This window comes from Mycobacterium sp. (assembly GCF_049802695.1).
GTDB lineage: Bacteria > Actinomycetota > Actinomycetes > Mycobacteriales > Mycobacteriaceae > Mycobacterium.
Window position 1 is genome coordinate 1 of the sequence record NZ_JBARMY010000040.1, and the last position, 15,943, is coordinate 15,943.

The window sequence follows — 15,943 nt, forward strand, 5'->3', positions numbered from 1 at the left end:
AACCTCGGGTGGCATCCCCAGGTAGTTCACCGAAATCTCGTTGATCAGGTCGACGATCCACTTCGCGCGGGGTTTCGTACCCCGCTCCAGCTGACTGTCCTGTTCCCCCTGCTGGTGTCCCTGCCCACCCATACCGCCCATACCATGGTTCGGGGTGAACCCGATGCTGGTGGGCAACACGTCGCATGCGGCGCAAATCAGGCGGATGATATGCAAATCGAAATCTGACGTGAACTTCGCGTCGTGCCCCTGCGGGAAACTCGGCGTGAACCCAGCCGGCAGGAACTGGGCACGATGCCGCTCGGCTGTACGGCCGGACAGGTCGTCGTTAAAAACAGCCTCGTATTGGCGAAGTTGTTCCGGGGACATGTTCGCGTCGACCCCGACGATCATTTCCGGCGTAACACCCGCCGTGTACTCGCTTTTTAGCCAATCAAAACGCTTCAACCACAAATCGATATCAGTCAAAGCCTGCTCTACGCAGGAGTAGCCATAAGGACCTCTAGTACGACGGTTACGGACCTTATAGATCAACGTGTCGGTGCGTGCGCCCTGAAAAGTGACCGGCCCATACACTGAATCCGCATACTCGCCGTCAATCTCATCAAGCGGTGAGGCCGAATAGTCTCCGCGCGGGAACCCCCAAAGGATCTGCTGGTAAGCGGCCATAGGTGGGATAGGTGTAGCACCCCGGTTATCCAACAACGGCTTGATGGTGTTTCCGCACCAAGCGGGCTTACCGTTGCGGCGAACGTAGAGCACCTCATTCGGCACGCTGACGCAGAACACATCGCCGTCGTAATCGACTTTCTCGACATTCCAGCTACGGTACGTGCTGCGCGAGAGTGCGATGACGTAGCGGCGTCGCTTGTTCGCGCCCTTGATAACGCGCCCGCTGGCCATAACGGTGTCAGTCGTGTCGTGGTCGCTGCGGATGCTCGCGGAGAACCCCATCTTCTGGGCGATCTCCTGTAGATCGTCAGCCATGCGCGGACTGACCGTAGTGATGGTCTCAGTCACGCCGTAATGGCCGTCGCCGAGCATGTAAAACCGCCAGAAGATCGCCAACTGGCGCGCAGACATTCCCTTGACGATCTCCGGCACATACTTCTCGTGCGACTTGCCGAACGCCGCAAGGTAGTCGTGCAACACCTTGCGTCCGATGATGAAGCTCTTGCCGGTGTGACACGCCTTGCGGCCGAAGATGTGTTCCAGGAGTTCCCGAAAAGGCACGAAGCCTTTCGACTTCGGAGCCTGCGTGATTGCTACCTGATCGCCGTTGCTGTAGCAGCCCTCGGACAAGTACATGCCCATGAACGCGGCGAAGTCGTCGCCGGTGCAGGCGAACGGCATCGAGTTCGTGTGCCCGTTCGCCGCCAGCTCGAACCGCTCCAAGTCCGGCGCCTCCCACAGGGAGGTCATGGGGATGCGGCGACCACCACTCTTGCCGAGTTCCGCCAACCGCGCGGCAGTGACGATAACCTCGCCCCGTGCACGGTGACGGGAACCGCCGAGAGAACGCGGGAGTCCCTCAATCACCATCCGGTGGTTCGGGGTGACCAACAGGTCCACCGAACGCGACCGGAAATGGCATAGTTCGCCCGTGAATCGTGCCTGGTGATAGTAGGTGGCCTGCTGCCACTCGAACGCTTTGGTCTTCTGGTTGCGGGTGGCGAACTCGTCCGTAGCGATATCCACCCGCGAGAGCGGCAACCAGCCGCGCTGAGTGAGCACCTCGGTATCGTCCGAGTAGCACGAAGAATCCACCGTCTCCATCGCCAGCAGGTCGCCGCCGAGCGACAACCTCGGATAGAGCGCAACCGCATCCAACACGATCTCGTCTTCCAACACGGCGCCCAGCCATTCGGTGAACGTCCAACCCCGCGCCGGGCGAGTCCACCACTGATGCAACCGGTCAATATCGTCCGCGTATTTATCCTGCAAGTCGGCGATGACCTGATGGTTTGAAGTACCTGACCGTTTCGCCAGGGCACGAGCACGCCCAGAGTCGATCGAGAAACTCCACTCCAACCCGGTGAGTGCGGACTTGCACACCTGAATACACGTCCGCATCACCGACACCTGGTCGGCGGCATCCCGCAGGATCGACCACGGCACACTGCGGGTAGTAGTGGTTTGAAGGTTCCAACTAGGATCGTACTGCCACTGCCTCGGCGCCGGACGCCCCGACGGAAGCAGCGGCGAAATCGGCGCAGAGAACAGCGGCTCACCAGGACCGAACGGAAGATTATTGTAGGGGTCCCGGGGCAAAGCGGCGTTCCCGGAAATCTGGGGGCTCCCAGCCCGCTGCAGCGCCTGAAGATAGCCGGCGGTGATGTTGGTCGCGGTAGCGCCGGCAGGCAACGCCAACGCTTTAGTCAGCTCCTCGCGGATGACCTGCCGAACATCCGGACCTTGCGGTGCGACCTGGGCGGGGCGACGACGACGTGACACGGGCTCACCCCATCTTCCTTGATTTCTAGTGGGCAGTAAGATGCGGCGGCATGAACCCGTCAAAGCGGTCCCGGTCCCAGCGCAAGGCGTTCAACGAGATGGTGCGTGCGGAAGCTAAACGGCGGCTACACGAGATGCGAAACCTCAACGACGATGGTCTTCATTTGAGGAACCTCAGTGACGCATTGCTCGACCTAGCTATCGACCTAGACGAATACCCGGCCGCATCCTCGATTGCGCGGACAATGATGGGGCTGAACAACCCGACCAACCCGGTGACGGTACACATCGACCATGCCGCGCGGATCGACGAACTGGAGGGTTGGGCGGACGCGTGGGCGGACGCGGACACGATCTCCGAGTATCTGTCGGACAAACTACGCGCACGGATCACCGAACTGAGGGCGCAGAATGGGCTGACTCAGTCGGTTCCGCCTGACCCTTGCGGTTGACGCTACGAAGCGTCACACAGCTAGGCCGTCGACCTACCGAGTTGGCCGCGGCACCGCTGTGTCGGCGTACAGGTGATGCTCGCCAGCCTCAGTGACCATCTCGTCGAGATAGTGCCTGCGCTCACCACAAGAAGCCTCCCGACACTCGTGAGACTCGACGGTCAGTCGCATCGTGATCGTCTGACGGCCCGTCGGGCGGCGGTTACGCCACAACGCGCCATTAGCCTCAACCGGGCCGTACTCCTCAACCTCCGCGCTGCGAACAACGTTGAAGTCGACGAGCCCCTGCTCCCTGACCCTGCCGGCCGTCTCCTCCAGGACCTCCACCACCCAGCGGGTCGACTCCTCGCCGATCACGCCGTCGCCTCAGACGGCGGTGTCCAGCCGTGCCTACGCAACAAACCCACCATCACCGGACCCAAATCAAGTTCATCCAAAACAGGCTCGTCGATATCCAGGGAGCCGGCGAAAAGTTCAAGCTTGATGGTGTTCAAATCCTTCAGGGAAGCGCCCACCTCATACCGGTACACCCACCGGGAAATGTCCACACCACCCAACTCGATCTTCGTCCGCCACGCCAAACGGCTGTCATTCGAAATACGAACATGCGGGAAATCATCCACCACCGCGGATACCTCCCGGTAGGTCGACGCACACCGCGCCTCCTCGAGACGCTGCCGGTCAGCACTCAGCATTTGCAGCACCTGATCCGTGTACCGCTCAAACATGCGCATCCCTCACTAGACAACTCACGCGGCCGCATCCAACCCCGCGCCGCAACCACGACACACCGTCGCCTTACGACGATTCAACATTCCACACTCGCCACACATCGTCGAAATCGCCGACAAATAAATCATCGCCGACGCACCCACATTCAACTCAGTCGCCGTCCAAACCATCGCATCTAAATTATCCGGACTTTCCTGCGTATCCGCGGTGTAAGCGCACATCTGATCCTCAAGCGTCGGCAACATTCCAACAATGTGGCCGCGCCCCTGCTCCCACAACGCCGAAATCGGCTCCGCACGCACAATCTTCCCCCGCGTCGCATGCACCGTGGAATAAGCAACATTCGAATCAACCGAACGCAACACAGTACCAATATAGTCGCCGCCATTGTTGACCTCACCAACAATACGGTCCGCATGCCAACGGTGATACGCCGACACAGCCCGCGACATACACTGATGCGGAGTGCCTTTCAACGTACAATCCTCAAGAACATACAAATGCCCGTCATGAGAACGACCAGCAACCACAATACCCGTATCATCGGCCTTCTCGCCAGACGTCACAGCCGGGTCCACACCCACAACAACCCGCGCCAACGGAGGAACATCAGCGACCTTCAAAACACGCGTATCCTCCAGCGACCGCCGATTCCACAAAGCACCATCAAGATCCTCAATTAGCTCGCCATCCAACTCCTGGCGGCCAATCCGAGTACCCGCATGCCTCGCCGTCAAATCCGCCAAAGCACGCTTCGACAAGTTCGCGGCATTATCCGACATCTTCGTGCGAACCACCGCGACAGAACCATCATCGCGGCCCAAAAGTTCCTTCAACAACGGAATCGGCCGTGGAGTGGTAGTAATCAAAACACGCGGATTCTCGCCGATACGAAGCGCAGGCATCAACGCCTCATAAAACAAATCCCACACCTTCGGCATCGTGCACAACTCGTCGATCCACGCACCCGAAAGGTTCGCCCCACGAAGCCGATCCGGACGTTCAGCCGGGAACCCCAAAATCCGGGACCCATTAGTAAGCCGAACCTCCAAATTCGACAAGTTGATCGAATCAAACTCGCCAGGCAGGAAAACCCTCTCCACGCCCGAATCACCCTGAATACACACCGTCTGAACAGCACGCCACGTCGGGCCCACAATCGCCCACGAAGTACCCGCATTACGCGCGGCCTGCTCCGCGATCCACTCAGACCCCAAACGAGTCTTCCCCGAGTTGTGATGCCACAGACCCTCGGCGGCGTAATTGTTCCAACCAGGCACGTGCATATCATAGAAAGCGCCGTAACCCGCTGGCGAAACATGCTCCACGCACGCCCACCTGATATCATCCACATGTGACAAAGAGGACGGCTCTGCCGATAAGTGAGATTCGTTCGCCGTACCGCCAAGGCGCTCTCGCATCCCTGACCGCAGACGAGATGGCCGAGATGTATCGGCAAGGGTACTCCCTCGGCGAACACCTCCGCGCGACTCGCACAGGTCGCCCGAAGCTGCCACCTGAGGTTCGGGAGCGCCTGCGGCAAGAAGCTGTCCAACGCGCACATCAGCGAGTCGCAGCCATCCTCGCGGAGTCAAAAACCGATGCTGATCGGTGACAGTGACCCGACTACCGTCGGCACACGTCACCTCGAACAACTCGGCGTAGCCCTTCAAGAAAGGCGCACCAGCGGTCCGCACCGGAGACGGACCACCCGGAGTCAACGCCAACACCGCCACCGGCCGCCCGGCCTCGGCGAGAGCTTCGATGGGCTCGTGCGTGTCCGTGTCCGGCATGTAGACGCGCGTACCGGCGGCCACACAGCCCCGGCCCCCACACACCAACCAGATGTTCCAATCGCCTGCCGGGGGCAGCTGCTCCGGACGGGCCGCCTGATGCCACGGACGCGGCCTCGGCGGCGCCTTCGCCGCGATCAGACGCTCCATCCGCGCCGTCTCCGCCTGCATCTCCCGCAGCTTCCGCAACTTCTCCGGGGGAACCTCCACCAACTCAGGGTTCGGATCCTTCACGGCACCCCCCTTTTGGCGATGACTAGAGAGGTGGGTGATCCCGATCGGCGCTGAACAACTTCAACAACTTCAAACGCACACAACAAAGGCCGGTGAGGTCGAAACCCAACCGGCCTTCAGCTGTGCCAAAAAAAATTCAGTGCGGCGTCGAAACTTCCACCGGCGGCCACTCCATCCGGAACAAATCACCCTCAGCCGCGTCCAACGCCCGCGCCGCCTCCATTAACACCGCCGGCGCCGACGTCCCAGCCGCCTCAAACAAAGCGACGATCCGAGCGACAACTTGCTTACCTAGATAAAACCGCACGACCTTCACCTTGCCGAGAGTGCCGGGCGGAAGACGCCGTACCGACCCCTGCAAAGGCACCTGAGGCAGCCGGTGACCGTGCCCCTGGCACACCATACGGCCAGCCGTCACAAGCCAGTGGAACCACAGTTCAGAGGCGTCAATGCCGTTCATCTCCGCGAAGCCATTCACCCGCTCAACAAGATCAATGGGTAGCTCAATCGAAACGCGGTTCCTGCGAGGAGTCGTAGTAGTGAAATTCACTGTCGTCATACCGTAAAGCTACACCACGTGGTGTGGGCTAGTCAATGGGGCGCGGGTCGCAAAAAAACACGAACAAGGGGTAAACCCTTGCCCCGAGGTTGTTAGCAAGGCTAATTAGGGGGGGTAGTTAGCTGAACTAACATCACAGTTAGGTAACGATCTTGCAGCAAGATCAATATCACAGTTAGGTAACGATCTTGCATTGATCAACTAAGGGTCGACTATCACCCGTTTGGTCTATAGCCCTGCCCACGTGGGTCGACTAGACTTTGGTCATGACCAAAACGATCACCCCCCGCCCCGCGGCCCCTTCGCGCGCGCCGGCCCTCGCGCCTAGCACGCGCGAGGAGTGGATCATGCTTGCCCCTCACAACCCCGGCACGCTGATCGAGTCTGGTCCCTGCCGGCACTGTGCGCGTCCAGTCGGTTTCCACCTTCACGGAACGCGGCCGACTCACCACCTGGACAACGGCGCACTGTTCTGCGCGCCTGGCGGTCCCACGATCGCCGAAGCCGTGCCCGCCTGCCCGAAGTGCGGCGGCGCGGAACTGACCTGGACACGGGAAGCGTGGGGCAACGCAGTGTCGTGTCAATGTGGACACCGCGAGTTTCATTCAATCGGCGACTGAACTGACGGCGAAGATCATCCTCAGCTCGCCTGAGAATGATCTTGGACGTCGAGTCCACCTTTGAAAACTCCATAGTCCGCGCCCGACCTGAGAGGCGCCGCGTCAACCGGTAGCTAAGCCGTAAGCGACCCGCCGAGTTGCGCGCTCCTGGTCCCGTCACAGGGGAGGGAGAAAATTCGTAGATTCAAACGACTGCTGAGTAGCAGTCCAGCGTACACGGGTGGCGACACGCGTGCGCAGCCGGAGGTTACTCAGACCTAACCGAACCTCGACCAGAACGGATGTGCGCTATGGACCCTAATGCAAACCTCGAGGAGCAGCTTCGCATCTCGCGCGAGTTGATCGGCATTGCGGATTGGCCCGAGGGTGAGTCTCCGGCGATAGGCGATGTGCCGGCCCTTGCGGTCCGCCTGAGCGAGCTGGTCATTGCGCTTGACGGGTGGATCGCCCGCGGGTGCTTCCCACCTGCGGCATGGAAGCAGAACTGATCATGACTACCGCATACAACCCCGCCGTCGACTGGCGGACTGAGGATCGGCTGGTTGAGCTGCTTGCCGCCTACGATGCCGTAGACGCTCAGGTCGGTGCTGTCCTGACCGACGATGCACGGTGGGCTCAACCCGGCGCACTACCGGCGATCTCCGCTGAGGTTGAGGATCTGAAGCGCAAGAGGGACATGTTCATGCGCCGGATCGTGCAGAGTGCACGCTGGCTTGTCTGACCGCTTGCATGGGCGCCGAGTGACACGGCGCCGGTGTTGGTCATCAGAACAGCAGAGGGAGCGAGTGGATCATGGAGTATGAGATCACTGAACTGGACGTGTGCACGGTGTGCATACACCTGATCGCCAATGGCGAGTTCAACGATGGTACCGACGCTGCCGACGTCGCGCGCGCCGGATGGGAAACCACTTTCGGCGACCAGGCGCAGTACCTCACCTACGGTGGGGAAGAGCTTGGGTTTTCCTGGTCGTCATGCGACGCGTGCGGGAATGGCGACGGTGGTGACCGTTACCGGGCTAGCCTCATGGTTCCCGCCGATCGGGTCAACGGCGCGACCGTTACCCGGGTGAGCTGAAGCAAGATCGTCTCGATTGGGTTGGCCCGTAGGGGCTAGCGCGGTTCGATTCCACGCCGAGACACGTTGACCCTTAACCGAACCGACCTGAACGGACATGCCCTAATGGCCCACCTACCCGCAGATGATCCGATCACGGCGCTCGAATTCGTCACGCGGATCACGCCGTCGTATAAAGCCGCATTTCACGGTGATGATGCATCCGGCGCTTGGGATATCGAATTCCCCGACGTTGCTCACGCTGCATCGTTCGCTGAAGTAATGTTGAGTGAAAATGATTTCATGACCGCGGCGCTTACGTCAGCCCAGCTGCGTGACCCGGTAACGGACCTGACCGTGTCCTGCGTGCTCACGGTCAGGCTCAATCCGGACTGGCATTGCAAGTCCTGAGTAGAACCCGACCTACCCCAACGGAGGCGCCGACATGAATACCGCATATCGCCCCGGCCTAGCCACGCGGGGTGTTGAGCCTCTTGACGCGGTCGACGCCGATGAGCTGTACAGCGAGGTAGCCGACTACGCCAGTGAGTACGACCCTGGCACGTGGGATGATAACGAGATTTGGGAAGCCATTGCCCGACTTGCGGAGCGCGACGCTCACACCGAGGACGCGAACTACCCCGCATCGGTTCCCCCGTTGCTGCTGTTCAACGAGTGAGCTAGCCGCTTTGCGGGTGGCATCCAGTGTGAGGGTGTCAGCCGCTGACCGCTAGGTCAGTTTCTACCGGAGAGAGAGACCGTGATGCAGCAATTAGCTACGATGGAGATCAGCGAGACGGTTGACGGTGTCGAGCGTCGGCGATTCGCCGCCGAGGATGACCCGACCGTGCGCATCGAATACGAGGACAACGCGAACAGCGACGAGCAGACTTACACGTGCCGGCACTGCGGTTTGTACATCACGCGCGAGGGCGATCATGCCCCGTGGAAAGACATCGACTTCGGCGATGACATCTGCACCGAGGCCGACCACGGGCACGATGTCGCTGCCGATGAACTGAGGCACCCCTCGCGGTGGCTCAACTCCGCACGCATCACCGTGAACGGTTCCGAGGTGGAGGCCATGATCAGCGTTGGGGACCCGCGCGGTGGTTTCGCGTTCACCGTGTGGATGCACCGTGACGGATACCTGATGATGCGCGTGCCGCACCCGAGCCACGGCGCGCCGCACATGAAGCTGACCGAGCTGAACCCCGGCACCTACCGGATCGGCTGACCAGCCCTGAACGTCCGGACGTTTGATCCGACGGGCACAGCACACTCTGTGCCCGTTCGGCGGCCGTCCGGCCGCGATCACCTAGGGAGAATGATCATGGCTGATGTTGACGTGCTCGACACCCGCGAGGTTGATGGGGTCAAGTACCGGGTGTATCTGCTCCCGGATGAGGACGCGGAATCACCGCGCGACTACGACGGCAACGCCGGGATGATCGTGTGCCGGCCGGACCGCGACTACTTGTGGCCTTCTGAGGATGGCGACAACGTGAGCGCGCAAGAGGTCGGCTTCGCATTCCGCGATGAGGATTCGTTCGGTCTACACCACGAGGGTCGGTCATTCCGTGCGGTCGCGCGGTGGCTGCGGATGTGCCACGGCGCAACCGTGGTGCTGCCGCTCTACGACGCTAGTAGCGGCTTGTCAGTTGGCAACGTGGACGACACCCCTGACGCTGGTGATTACGTCGGGGTGACGTTCGACCAGCCATCCACCCGGGAAGGCATCCCGGAAGGTCACATGGTCGAGGCGCTCACCGTCGACGTGCAGGAGTACGCCCGATGGGCCACCGGCGAGGTGTACGGCTACGTGGTCGAACGGCAGGCGCCCGCCGCTCACCCTGAGTGTCACGCGGTGCACGCCGGCGAGCAGTGGGAGCAGGTTGACAGCCTGTGGGCGCTGATCGGGCACGAGTACGCCGAAAAGGCTGCGCTGGAAGCGTTCGACGCTTGCACTGACCGGACGTAACACCCAAGGGGCACAGCACGCAATCTGTGCCCACTTGGCGGCCGTCCGGCCGACCGCACATCTCAAGAGAGAAGGACCAGCGGTGAAGCAGCTCACGCCTGACCAGTTGCTAGCTGAAAGAGGAGGAGAACTGATCATGTCTAGCCCGAAGTCTCGCACTTTCATCGCTACGTTCCTCAGCGCGACCCGTAAGGGAACGTCCCGTAAAGGTAATCCGACGTGGTCGCTCGTGACCAGCGCTGGCGTCTACCTCACGGAGTCAGACGGGTCGATCGGCTACTCGATCAGCAACTACACCGGTCGCAGTTCCGACCGGCTCGTTGATCAGGACGTCGAGTTCACCGTCACCAAGAATGATCGCGTGACCGACATGAGGCCTGTCTGACCGCGTGCGGACGTAACACCCAGGGTGCTCACGCGGATGTGTGAGCGCACCTGGCGGCCGTCCGGCCGAGATCACCAGGAGAGAAGGACCAGCGGTGAAGCAGCTCACGCCTGACCAGTTGCTAGCAAGTGAGGTGGAGCAAATCTACCGGCAGTTCATGTATATGCCGAACGATCACAGCTTCACCGTCCCCACCTTGTGGGTAATGCACACCCACCTACGTAGCGCGGAGGGCGTGTTTCTGCCCTACATCACGCCGCGGCTCTACTTCGGCTCCAAGACCGCGGGGTGCGGTAAGTCGTTGGCTACCAAGCTCACGACTCGCATGTCGCATAACGGTGAGATGATTCTCGAACCGACGCCGCCCAGCGTCACAACCATGCTGAACGAGGACTTGGCCACGCTCGGGTTTGACGAGATCGACACCTATTTTGGTCGCGGTAGCGGCCGGGACTCGATGCGGGCGATTCTGAACGGCGGTTACGAGGCTGGTACGTGCGTGACCCGGCAGCGTGGCGACGAGTCTGAGCGGATGAACTGTCACGGTCCGGTCGTGATGAACGGGAAGAATGCTAACCTGTTCTTGACGTCGGACCGGTTCGACACGTTGCGCTCACGGTCTATCAGCATCATTCTGGACGAGAAGCCGCCGACCTTCTACGTCGACCGGTTCAACCCTGAACGGCACAATCCTCGCTTGCGTGATCTTATGCGGCGCATCAAGCGGTGGGGCCTGGTGAACGCGCACACCGTTCTCGGTGTGCCAGTTGACGGGCTCATGCCAGCACGTATCGCCAACCGCGCGGAAGAGATTTGGACTGTGTTGTTCCAGATTGCCGCGCACCTGGGCGGCGACTGGCCGGCTCGTTGTGAGGCTGCCGCGCGTGCGTTCGTCCTCGGCGAGTGGGAAGACGAGACGCCCAGCGTGAGCCCCGCGGAGGAGCTGCTTGCCTGCGTGCAGGCAACGGTCCTTGACTCGGAAGGCTTTGTGCCGACGACCACGATCCTGGATCGGCTGGAAGATCTACCTCAACAGGCGTCGATCATGGGTGAGTGGCACTCGCCGCGGGCTGCCACGATGGGCCTGTCGCGGGCACTGGCGGTGTTCGGGATCATCCACGTTCGCCGCACCCATGAGGGTGACCAGGTGTGGGGTTACGACCGTGGCGACCTTGGTTGCCAACCTAGCCAACCAACCAACCTAGCCAACCAATCAACCTTATGCGCGAGCTAGCGCGTGCCCTTGCGTCGCCTGGAAATGGCGGCGCAGGGCCGTTCTGGCTGTTGGGAACGTCGATGACCTCGGCGTTCCCGCAGGTCGCCTTGTCACGCAACCCGTGAACTAAATCGCTGTAACGCGTAGGCGGCAGAGCACCGTTTGCGTGACAACTTGAATGACGGAGGAAGATCAAAATGTCCGCAACCAAGTACGACGACTGGATCACGGCCTGCATTGACCACGCAGGCAGCCAAGGCTTCACGCAGACCAGCCGCTGGAGCTACCGGCTCCACGGCGACGGCCCACTAGAACTTCGGGTCATGGACTACCAAACCGAGCTACGGCTCGTGATCCGGGAACGACGGGAGAGCCGCTACGGAGAGAGCGACTACACCGTTGAAACCGGCTCTATAGACCTCAACAACATCGCCCCCGAAATGTTCGCGGCCATCCTCGAGACGGTCATGTCCCGAACCGAGGACGGGCAGTAGGAGCAGTAGATCTAGCCACTAGCGGGCGGTATCTGGGCAATCAGGTACCGGCCGCGGGTCGCTTGACCACAACACCGAGAGAGGCTGACCTGAAGTGGCAAACAGGACTTACAACGTCCGTATGGCGGTCGTCGAACTAGTTGAGGCCGAGTCGGCCGAGTCGGCAATAGAGATGTTGCGTCTCCGCCTACGGCAGGCCGGCTTTGAGCCATACGAGGCTTACGAGAACACCCCGGACGCTTTCGAGTCCGAGGTAGATACGCCATGACACCGAGAGAGGCAATCGACATGACCACCATGATCCGCATCCGGGTCCCGAACACCGGCGAACACATCGACGACGGAACCGACGAATGGCGCGGCGAGTCTCTCGACTCGATCAGCCTGTCAGCAGCAGACCTAGGCTGCGAACCCGGCACCGCATACATCCTTGAGCTAGTCGACGACGAGACGAAAAACGTGTTGGAGTCGCTCGACACGGTTGCGAGCTGACCATGACCATGAATCGTTTACCTGCGGGTTTCGCCCATTGAGTACCGCTTTTCACGTGTCCAGCGTTCTGACCTTGGCAGGTGTGCGATATAGTACCGATAGCCTAGCGATTCGGTACTCTACGACAACGGAGATCAACTAGCTATGAGCGCTCCGCCAACTCACCGCGGAATGACCTTCCCGGCCGAAATACTCAACCCAGACGAAGCGCGGCGGCTACTACTCGCCCCGTCGAAACGAGCCCCGACCGGCGTGCGTAACCGCGCGCTGATCGCCGTCATGTACGGCGCTGGTCTGCGGGTCGCTGAAACACTCGCGCTCAAACCGTCCGATGTGGACACCGACGCGGCCAGTATCCGGATCCTGCACGGCAAGGGCGACAAGGCGCGACTCGCCGGCATCGACGAGGGCGCGCTCCTGCACGTCGCACGGTGGATAGACACCCGACGTGGCCTCGGCATCAAGGGCCGTGTGCTGTTCTGCACGCTAAATGGTACCGCTCTGTCACCGCGCTACGTTCGGGCTATGCTCAAGCGCATGGCAGACCGTGTGGTCATCGACAAGCGTGTCCACCCGCACGGTCTACGACACACCCACGCAGCCGAATTGGAACGCGACGGACTCGCCGTGTCCGCTATTCAGCAACAGCTCGGACACAGGAATCTCAGCACCACCGCGATCTACCTCAACCACATCTCGCCAACAGCACGGATCGCCACGATTCGCGAACGTAGGAGCGCACTATGACCCCCGAGAACGAGGTTGGGAGTTCACATGTATGACATCCCGGAAGTGTTTGAGAGACTCACCGTTGCCAGCAGCTGCTACTGCGACAACGGCTCACATGCGAGACAGCACGCAGTCACGTTCGGTACGCTGTACGTGACTCAAGACGAATACGCCGAGATTCTGCAATGGCTAGGCGTCGACCAGCTCCCGGGTTTCCTCGGGAGCTTCGGTCAGCGTCTCTGACACGTCCACACCAGCCGCGACGGCTTGGGCGACGAGGGCGGCGTGTTCGTCGTTGATCTTCCGCAAAGCCGCATCGACCACGCTTTCCGTGAGCACGGTAACCTCCCGGCGGACAGGAGCGTCGGCGCCGAACAGTTTGCGTTTCGACTCGGACGCGGCGATAATCGCCCGCCACGCTTCAACTCGGGCGTGTTCGGACTTGCCGCCTGTGGCGATGACGAGGAGGCCGGCGATGGCCTGGTCCAGCAGCTCAGATTCCTCCGCGCGCAGGTCAGCGAGGCGGGCGGCTGGGATGCGGTCGCGGGCTGTCTGGAATATCTGCTGGACGCGTTGGTGGGTGATGCCGAGTTCGGCGCCGATTTTGGGGAAGCTGACTCGTTGTGTGCGGCGTTCGATGATGAGTGCTTCGCGGGCGCTTCGTTCCATGATGTCCACGGCAATGTCCTTCTTGCTGCGAGATTGCACTATGTTGCTTTGTGGTGAGTTGGGTCACAAGTTGAGGAGGGGTTTGAGGGGTTCTGTTTTGTCCGGTCATTTATTCCGGGGCGCTCAGATTGGTGCTGAGCGTTTCCGGTGGCTGTCCGGCCTAAGCGCACTGTGGAGTCAAGGGAGAATGCGATGAGTGAGGCTGTTAGTCGTGTGAGGGTTTTGTTGGGGCATGTTGGCCCGGACACGGCTTATGTTGTCGACGATTATCCTTATGGGGTTCGTTTGCGTTGCAAGATTCGTTATTGGATCGAGTCGGGCTGTAAGGGTGCCGGTAAGGGTCAGCAGCGGATGGTGTCGCAGACTACGAATCCTAAGGCGGCGGGTGAGGTTTGGAATAAGCCTAAGCCGAGTACGTATTCGGCGTTGCGGGTGTTGTATTTGGACGATGTTGGTCACGTGCAGGGTTGGGGTTGCCATATCCATTTGTCGCCGGTGGCGGATGCGCGTATGCGGCTTATGGGTATTTATGAGCAGCTCACCGAGAGGGATCGTGAGACTTATGATCTGTTGTTGAGGATGAGTCATGGTTATGAGCGGCAGTGGACGGAGTGGGCGGAGCGGGTTAGCGGGCTGGCTGAGCACATGCGGACTACAGGCACGGACCCTGAGATTCAGAATGGCTGTTGGGTGAGGCCGTCTGGTGATCGGGTTTATCTGTTTGACGCTGCTGGTGTTGCGTTGGCGGTTGCGCGTGGTTTGATCGTACAACGTGAGCGCGCACCGGTGGCTGTTGTTCGATTCGGTGGCGGACGTTACGTGGACCCAGAAACCGGCCTGACCATCTACCCGGCCCGCAAACCTGGCCAGACGACCGACGCCTACTGGATCGAGCATGGCGACCAGGAGAACGGGGAGTGGCGGCAGTGAGTCGGTGTCGGTCTACGGTCGACGCTTGAGCGACGGCGGCACCGACCTCGGGATGCGAGGTCGGTGCCGTTCTGTTGTTCAGGAGCTAGCTAGCGTTGCGATCCTCGCCTTGCGGCGCTGAGTCTTGCACCCCGCAAACTGGCGGAGACAACTTCCCGTGGAGCTTGCGCCCGGGACCACCCCCGCATTGAGCGGGGAACATGTGTTGTACAGGTCGCGTCTCGGACCACCCCCGCGCTGGCGGGGCAGTCGGGACTGTAGCACGTCCGCGCGTAGGGTTCCCGGCTGTGGAGTTTTTCGGTGAGCGTTGGGATGCACCTGTCTGCGACGACGCCCGGCAGGTGTCTACTCCGGTGGGCGAGCCGTGTTGGCGTTGCGAGGAGCTGATCGTGGAGGGTGATCAGGGGTTCGTGCAGCCGTTGGTGCGTGTCGTGGGTGATGTGGTGCTGGTTTGCATCCATCGGGCGTGCATGGTGGCTGAGGTGTGTGGTTGTACGGGTTTTGACCGGTCGCACGCCTCAGCTTTGGAGGCGCAGCGTCGCTTTGTCAACGGGGAGCGGTGACGCCGGCTTCATGAGTTGACATCATGTGAGTTGACCTCATATACTGGTGGCATGACCACGACCACAGTCTCGATCAGCGCGACAGATATCGAAGTCACCCTTGAGTCGCCCTACGATCCGGCGCTACCAGCGCAGGCACGCTCTATCGGCGGCAGGTGGGATGCGTCCCGGAAGTTGTGGACGTTCGATCCGCGCGACGAGGCTCGTGTCCGGCAACTGGCCCGCGACGTGTTCGGCACTGATGGCGCGGACGCTGACCGTCCGACTGTCACGGTCCGCGTCCCTGTGCCGCCCGGCCTGACGACCCCCGAGTTCCGCGCGGCTGGTCGTCAGTTGGCTTGGCGGCCGGGCCGTGATGACACTGTGCATCTCGGTGGTGGGGTGATCGTGTATCAGGGCGGTTGGAACACTCGCGGTGGATCCATGCGGTATCCGCGGCTGGGCCCCGAGGCGGGCACCGTCTTGGAGGTTCGTGATGTGCCGGCCGATCAGGCCGAGCGGATGGTTTCCGAGGTGCCCGGCGCGGCCATCGTGGATGGTGGCGAGGCCTTGCGGGCGGAGTTGGTGGCTGAGCGGGCACGTTT

General features: G+C 61.1%; 22 protein-coding genes. 16 read left to right on the forward strand and 6 right to left on the reverse strand.

Annotated elements, in window-relative coordinates:
• Positions 1 to 2,454, reverse strand: a 2,454-nt coding sequence (locus tag WA317_RS01460; protein ID WP_425171340.1) for a hypothetical protein, incomplete at its 3' end; no start/stop codon positions are given.
• Between the two features lie 50 nt (positions 2,455 to 2,504).
• Here WA317_RS01460 and WA317_RS01465 point away from each other — a divergent pair.
• On the forward strand, positions 2,505 to 2,906 hold the full coding sequence (locus tag WA317_RS01465; RefSeq protein WP_425171341.1) for a hypothetical protein: 402 nt from the start codon (positions 2,505 to 2,507) through the stop codon (positions 2,904 to 2,906).
• A 33-nt stretch (positions 2,907 to 2,939) separates the two neighbouring features.
• Here WA317_RS01465 and WA317_RS01470 read toward each other — a convergent pair whose 3' ends face one another.
• The 4 genes from WA317_RS01470 to WA317_RS01485 form a co-directional block, all read right to left on the reverse strand.
• Positions 2,940 to 3,263, reverse strand: a complete 324-nt coding sequence (locus tag WA317_RS01470) for a hypothetical protein (protein ID WP_425171342.1) — start codon at positions 3,261 to 3,263, stop codon at positions 2,940 to 2,942.
• Positions 3,260 to 3,634 carry a hypothetical protein gene (locus WA317_RS01475; RefSeq protein WP_425171343.1) on the reverse strand — a complete coding sequence of 125 codons (375 nt, stop codon included), beginning with the start codon at positions 3,632 to 3,634 and terminating at the stop codon, positions 3,260 to 3,262. Before WA317_RS01475 ends, WA317_RS01470 begins: the two co-directional genes overlap by 4 nt.
• Before the next feature lie 21 nt (positions 3,635 to 3,655).
• Positions 3,656 to 5,602, reverse strand: coding sequence for a terminase large subunit domain-containing protein (locus WA317_RS01480; protein ID WP_425171361.1), 1,947 nt, complete (start codon positions 5,600 to 5,602; stop codon positions 3,656 to 3,658).
• A gap of 199 nt (positions 5,603 to 5,801) precedes the next feature.
• Positions 5,802 to 6,224, reverse strand: coding sequence for a hypothetical protein (locus WA317_RS01485; protein WP_425171344.1), 423 nt, complete (start codon positions 6,222 to 6,224; stop codon positions 5,802 to 5,804).
• A gap of 910 nt (positions 6,225 to 7,134) precedes the next feature.
• Between WA317_RS01485 and WA317_RS01490 the strand changes: the two genes are divergently transcribed.
• The 12 genes from WA317_RS01490 to WA317_RS01545 all read left to right on the forward strand — a co-directional run bounded on the left by WA317_RS01490 (position 7,135) and on the right by WA317_RS01545 (position 13,215).
• Positions 7,135 to 7,332, forward strand: a complete 198-nt coding sequence (locus WA317_RS01490) for a hypothetical protein (protein WP_425171345.1) — start codon at positions 7,135 to 7,137, stop codon at positions 7,330 to 7,332.
• Between the two features lie 2 nt (positions 7,333 to 7,334).
• Positions 7,335 to 7,565, forward strand: a complete 231-nt coding sequence (locus tag WA317_RS01495) for a hypothetical protein (RefSeq protein WP_425171346.1) — start codon at positions 7,335 to 7,337, stop codon at positions 7,563 to 7,565.
• A 71-nt stretch (positions 7,566 to 7,636) separates the two neighbouring features.
• Positions 7,637 to 7,921, forward strand: coding sequence for a hypothetical protein (locus WA317_RS01500; protein ID WP_425171347.1), 285 nt, complete (start codon positions 7,637 to 7,639; stop codon positions 7,919 to 7,921).
• 105 nt (positions 7,922 to 8,026) lie between these two features.
• Positions 8,027 to 8,311: a hypothetical protein gene (locus WA317_RS01505; RefSeq protein WP_425171348.1), complete on the forward strand. Its 285-nt coding sequence runs from the start codon at positions 8,027 to 8,029 to the stop codon at positions 8,309 to 8,311.
• Between the two features lie 34 nt (positions 8,312 to 8,345).
• Positions 8,346 to 8,579, forward strand: a complete 234-nt coding sequence (locus tag WA317_RS01510) for a hypothetical protein (RefSeq protein ID WP_425171349.1) — start codon at positions 8,346 to 8,348, stop codon at positions 8,577 to 8,579.
• A gap of 84 nt (positions 8,580 to 8,663) precedes the next feature.
• The gene (locus WA317_RS01515; RefSeq protein WP_425171350.1) at positions 8,664 to 9,137 is read left to right on the forward strand and encodes a hypothetical protein; all 474 of its coding nucleotides are present in this window, start codon (positions 8,664 to 8,666) and stop codon (positions 9,135 to 9,137) included.
• Positions 9,138 to 9,233: 96 nt separating this feature from the next.
• The gene (locus WA317_RS01520; RefSeq protein ID WP_425171351.1) at positions 9,234 to 9,881 is read left to right on the forward strand and encodes a hypothetical protein; all 648 of its coding nucleotides are present in this window, start codon (positions 9,234 to 9,236) and stop codon (positions 9,879 to 9,881) included.
• 82 nt (positions 9,882 to 9,963) lie between these two features.
• Positions 9,964 to 10,266, forward strand: coding sequence for a hypothetical protein (locus WA317_RS01525; protein WP_425171352.1), 303 nt, complete (start codon positions 9,964 to 9,966; stop codon positions 10,264 to 10,266).
• A gap of 94 nt (positions 10,267 to 10,360) precedes the next feature.
• On the forward strand, positions 10,361 to 11,500 hold the full coding sequence (locus WA317_RS01530) for a DUF3631 domain-containing protein (protein ID WP_425171353.1): 1,140 nt from the start codon (positions 10,361 to 10,363) through the stop codon (positions 11,498 to 11,500).
• A 179-nt stretch (positions 11,501 to 11,679) separates the two neighbouring features.
• Complete coding sequence (locus WA317_RS01535) at positions 11,680 to 11,976, forward strand: hypothetical protein (RefSeq protein WP_425171354.1); 297 nt, start codon at positions 11,680 to 11,682, stop codon at positions 11,974 to 11,976.
• A gap of 264 nt (positions 11,977 to 12,240) precedes the next feature.
• A complete protein-coding gene (locus WA317_RS01540; protein WP_425171355.1) occupies positions 12,241 to 12,468 on the forward strand; it encodes a hypothetical protein in 228 nt (75 codons plus the stop codon).
• Between the two features lie 144 nt (positions 12,469 to 12,612).
• Positions 12,613 to 13,215, forward strand: a complete 603-nt coding sequence (locus WA317_RS01545; RefSeq protein ID WP_425171356.1) for a tyrosine-type recombinase/integrase — start codon at positions 12,613 to 12,615, stop codon at positions 13,213 to 13,215.
• Between the two features lie 171 nt (positions 13,216 to 13,386).
• Here the strand turns inward: WA317_RS01545 and WA317_RS01550 are convergent, their stop codons facing one another.
• Positions 13,387 to 13,875 (reverse strand): hypothetical protein, encoded by a 489-nt coding sequence (locus WA317_RS01550; RefSeq protein WP_425171357.1) that lies wholly within the window; start codon positions 13,873 to 13,875, stop codon positions 13,387 to 13,389.
• Between the two features lie 183 nt (positions 13,876 to 14,058).
• On the opposite strand from WA317_RS01550, the gene WA317_RS01555 reads away from it, so the two are divergent.
• From WA317_RS01555 to WA317_RS01565, 3 genes are all read left to right on the forward strand, one after another.
• Positions 14,059 to 14,796: a hypothetical protein gene (locus WA317_RS01555; RefSeq protein ID WP_425171358.1), complete on the forward strand. Its 738-nt coding sequence runs from the start codon at positions 14,059 to 14,061 to the stop codon at positions 14,794 to 14,796.
• A 287-nt stretch (positions 14,797 to 15,083) separates the two neighbouring features.
• Complete coding sequence (locus WA317_RS01560) at positions 15,084 to 15,359, forward strand: hypothetical protein (RefSeq protein WP_425171359.1); 276 nt, start codon at positions 15,084 to 15,086, stop codon at positions 15,357 to 15,359.
• A gap of 51 nt (positions 15,360 to 15,410) precedes the next feature.
• A partial coding sequence (locus WA317_RS01565) for a hypothetical protein (RefSeq protein WP_425171360.1) occupies positions 15,411 to 15,943 on the forward strand: 533 nt, incomplete at its 3' end.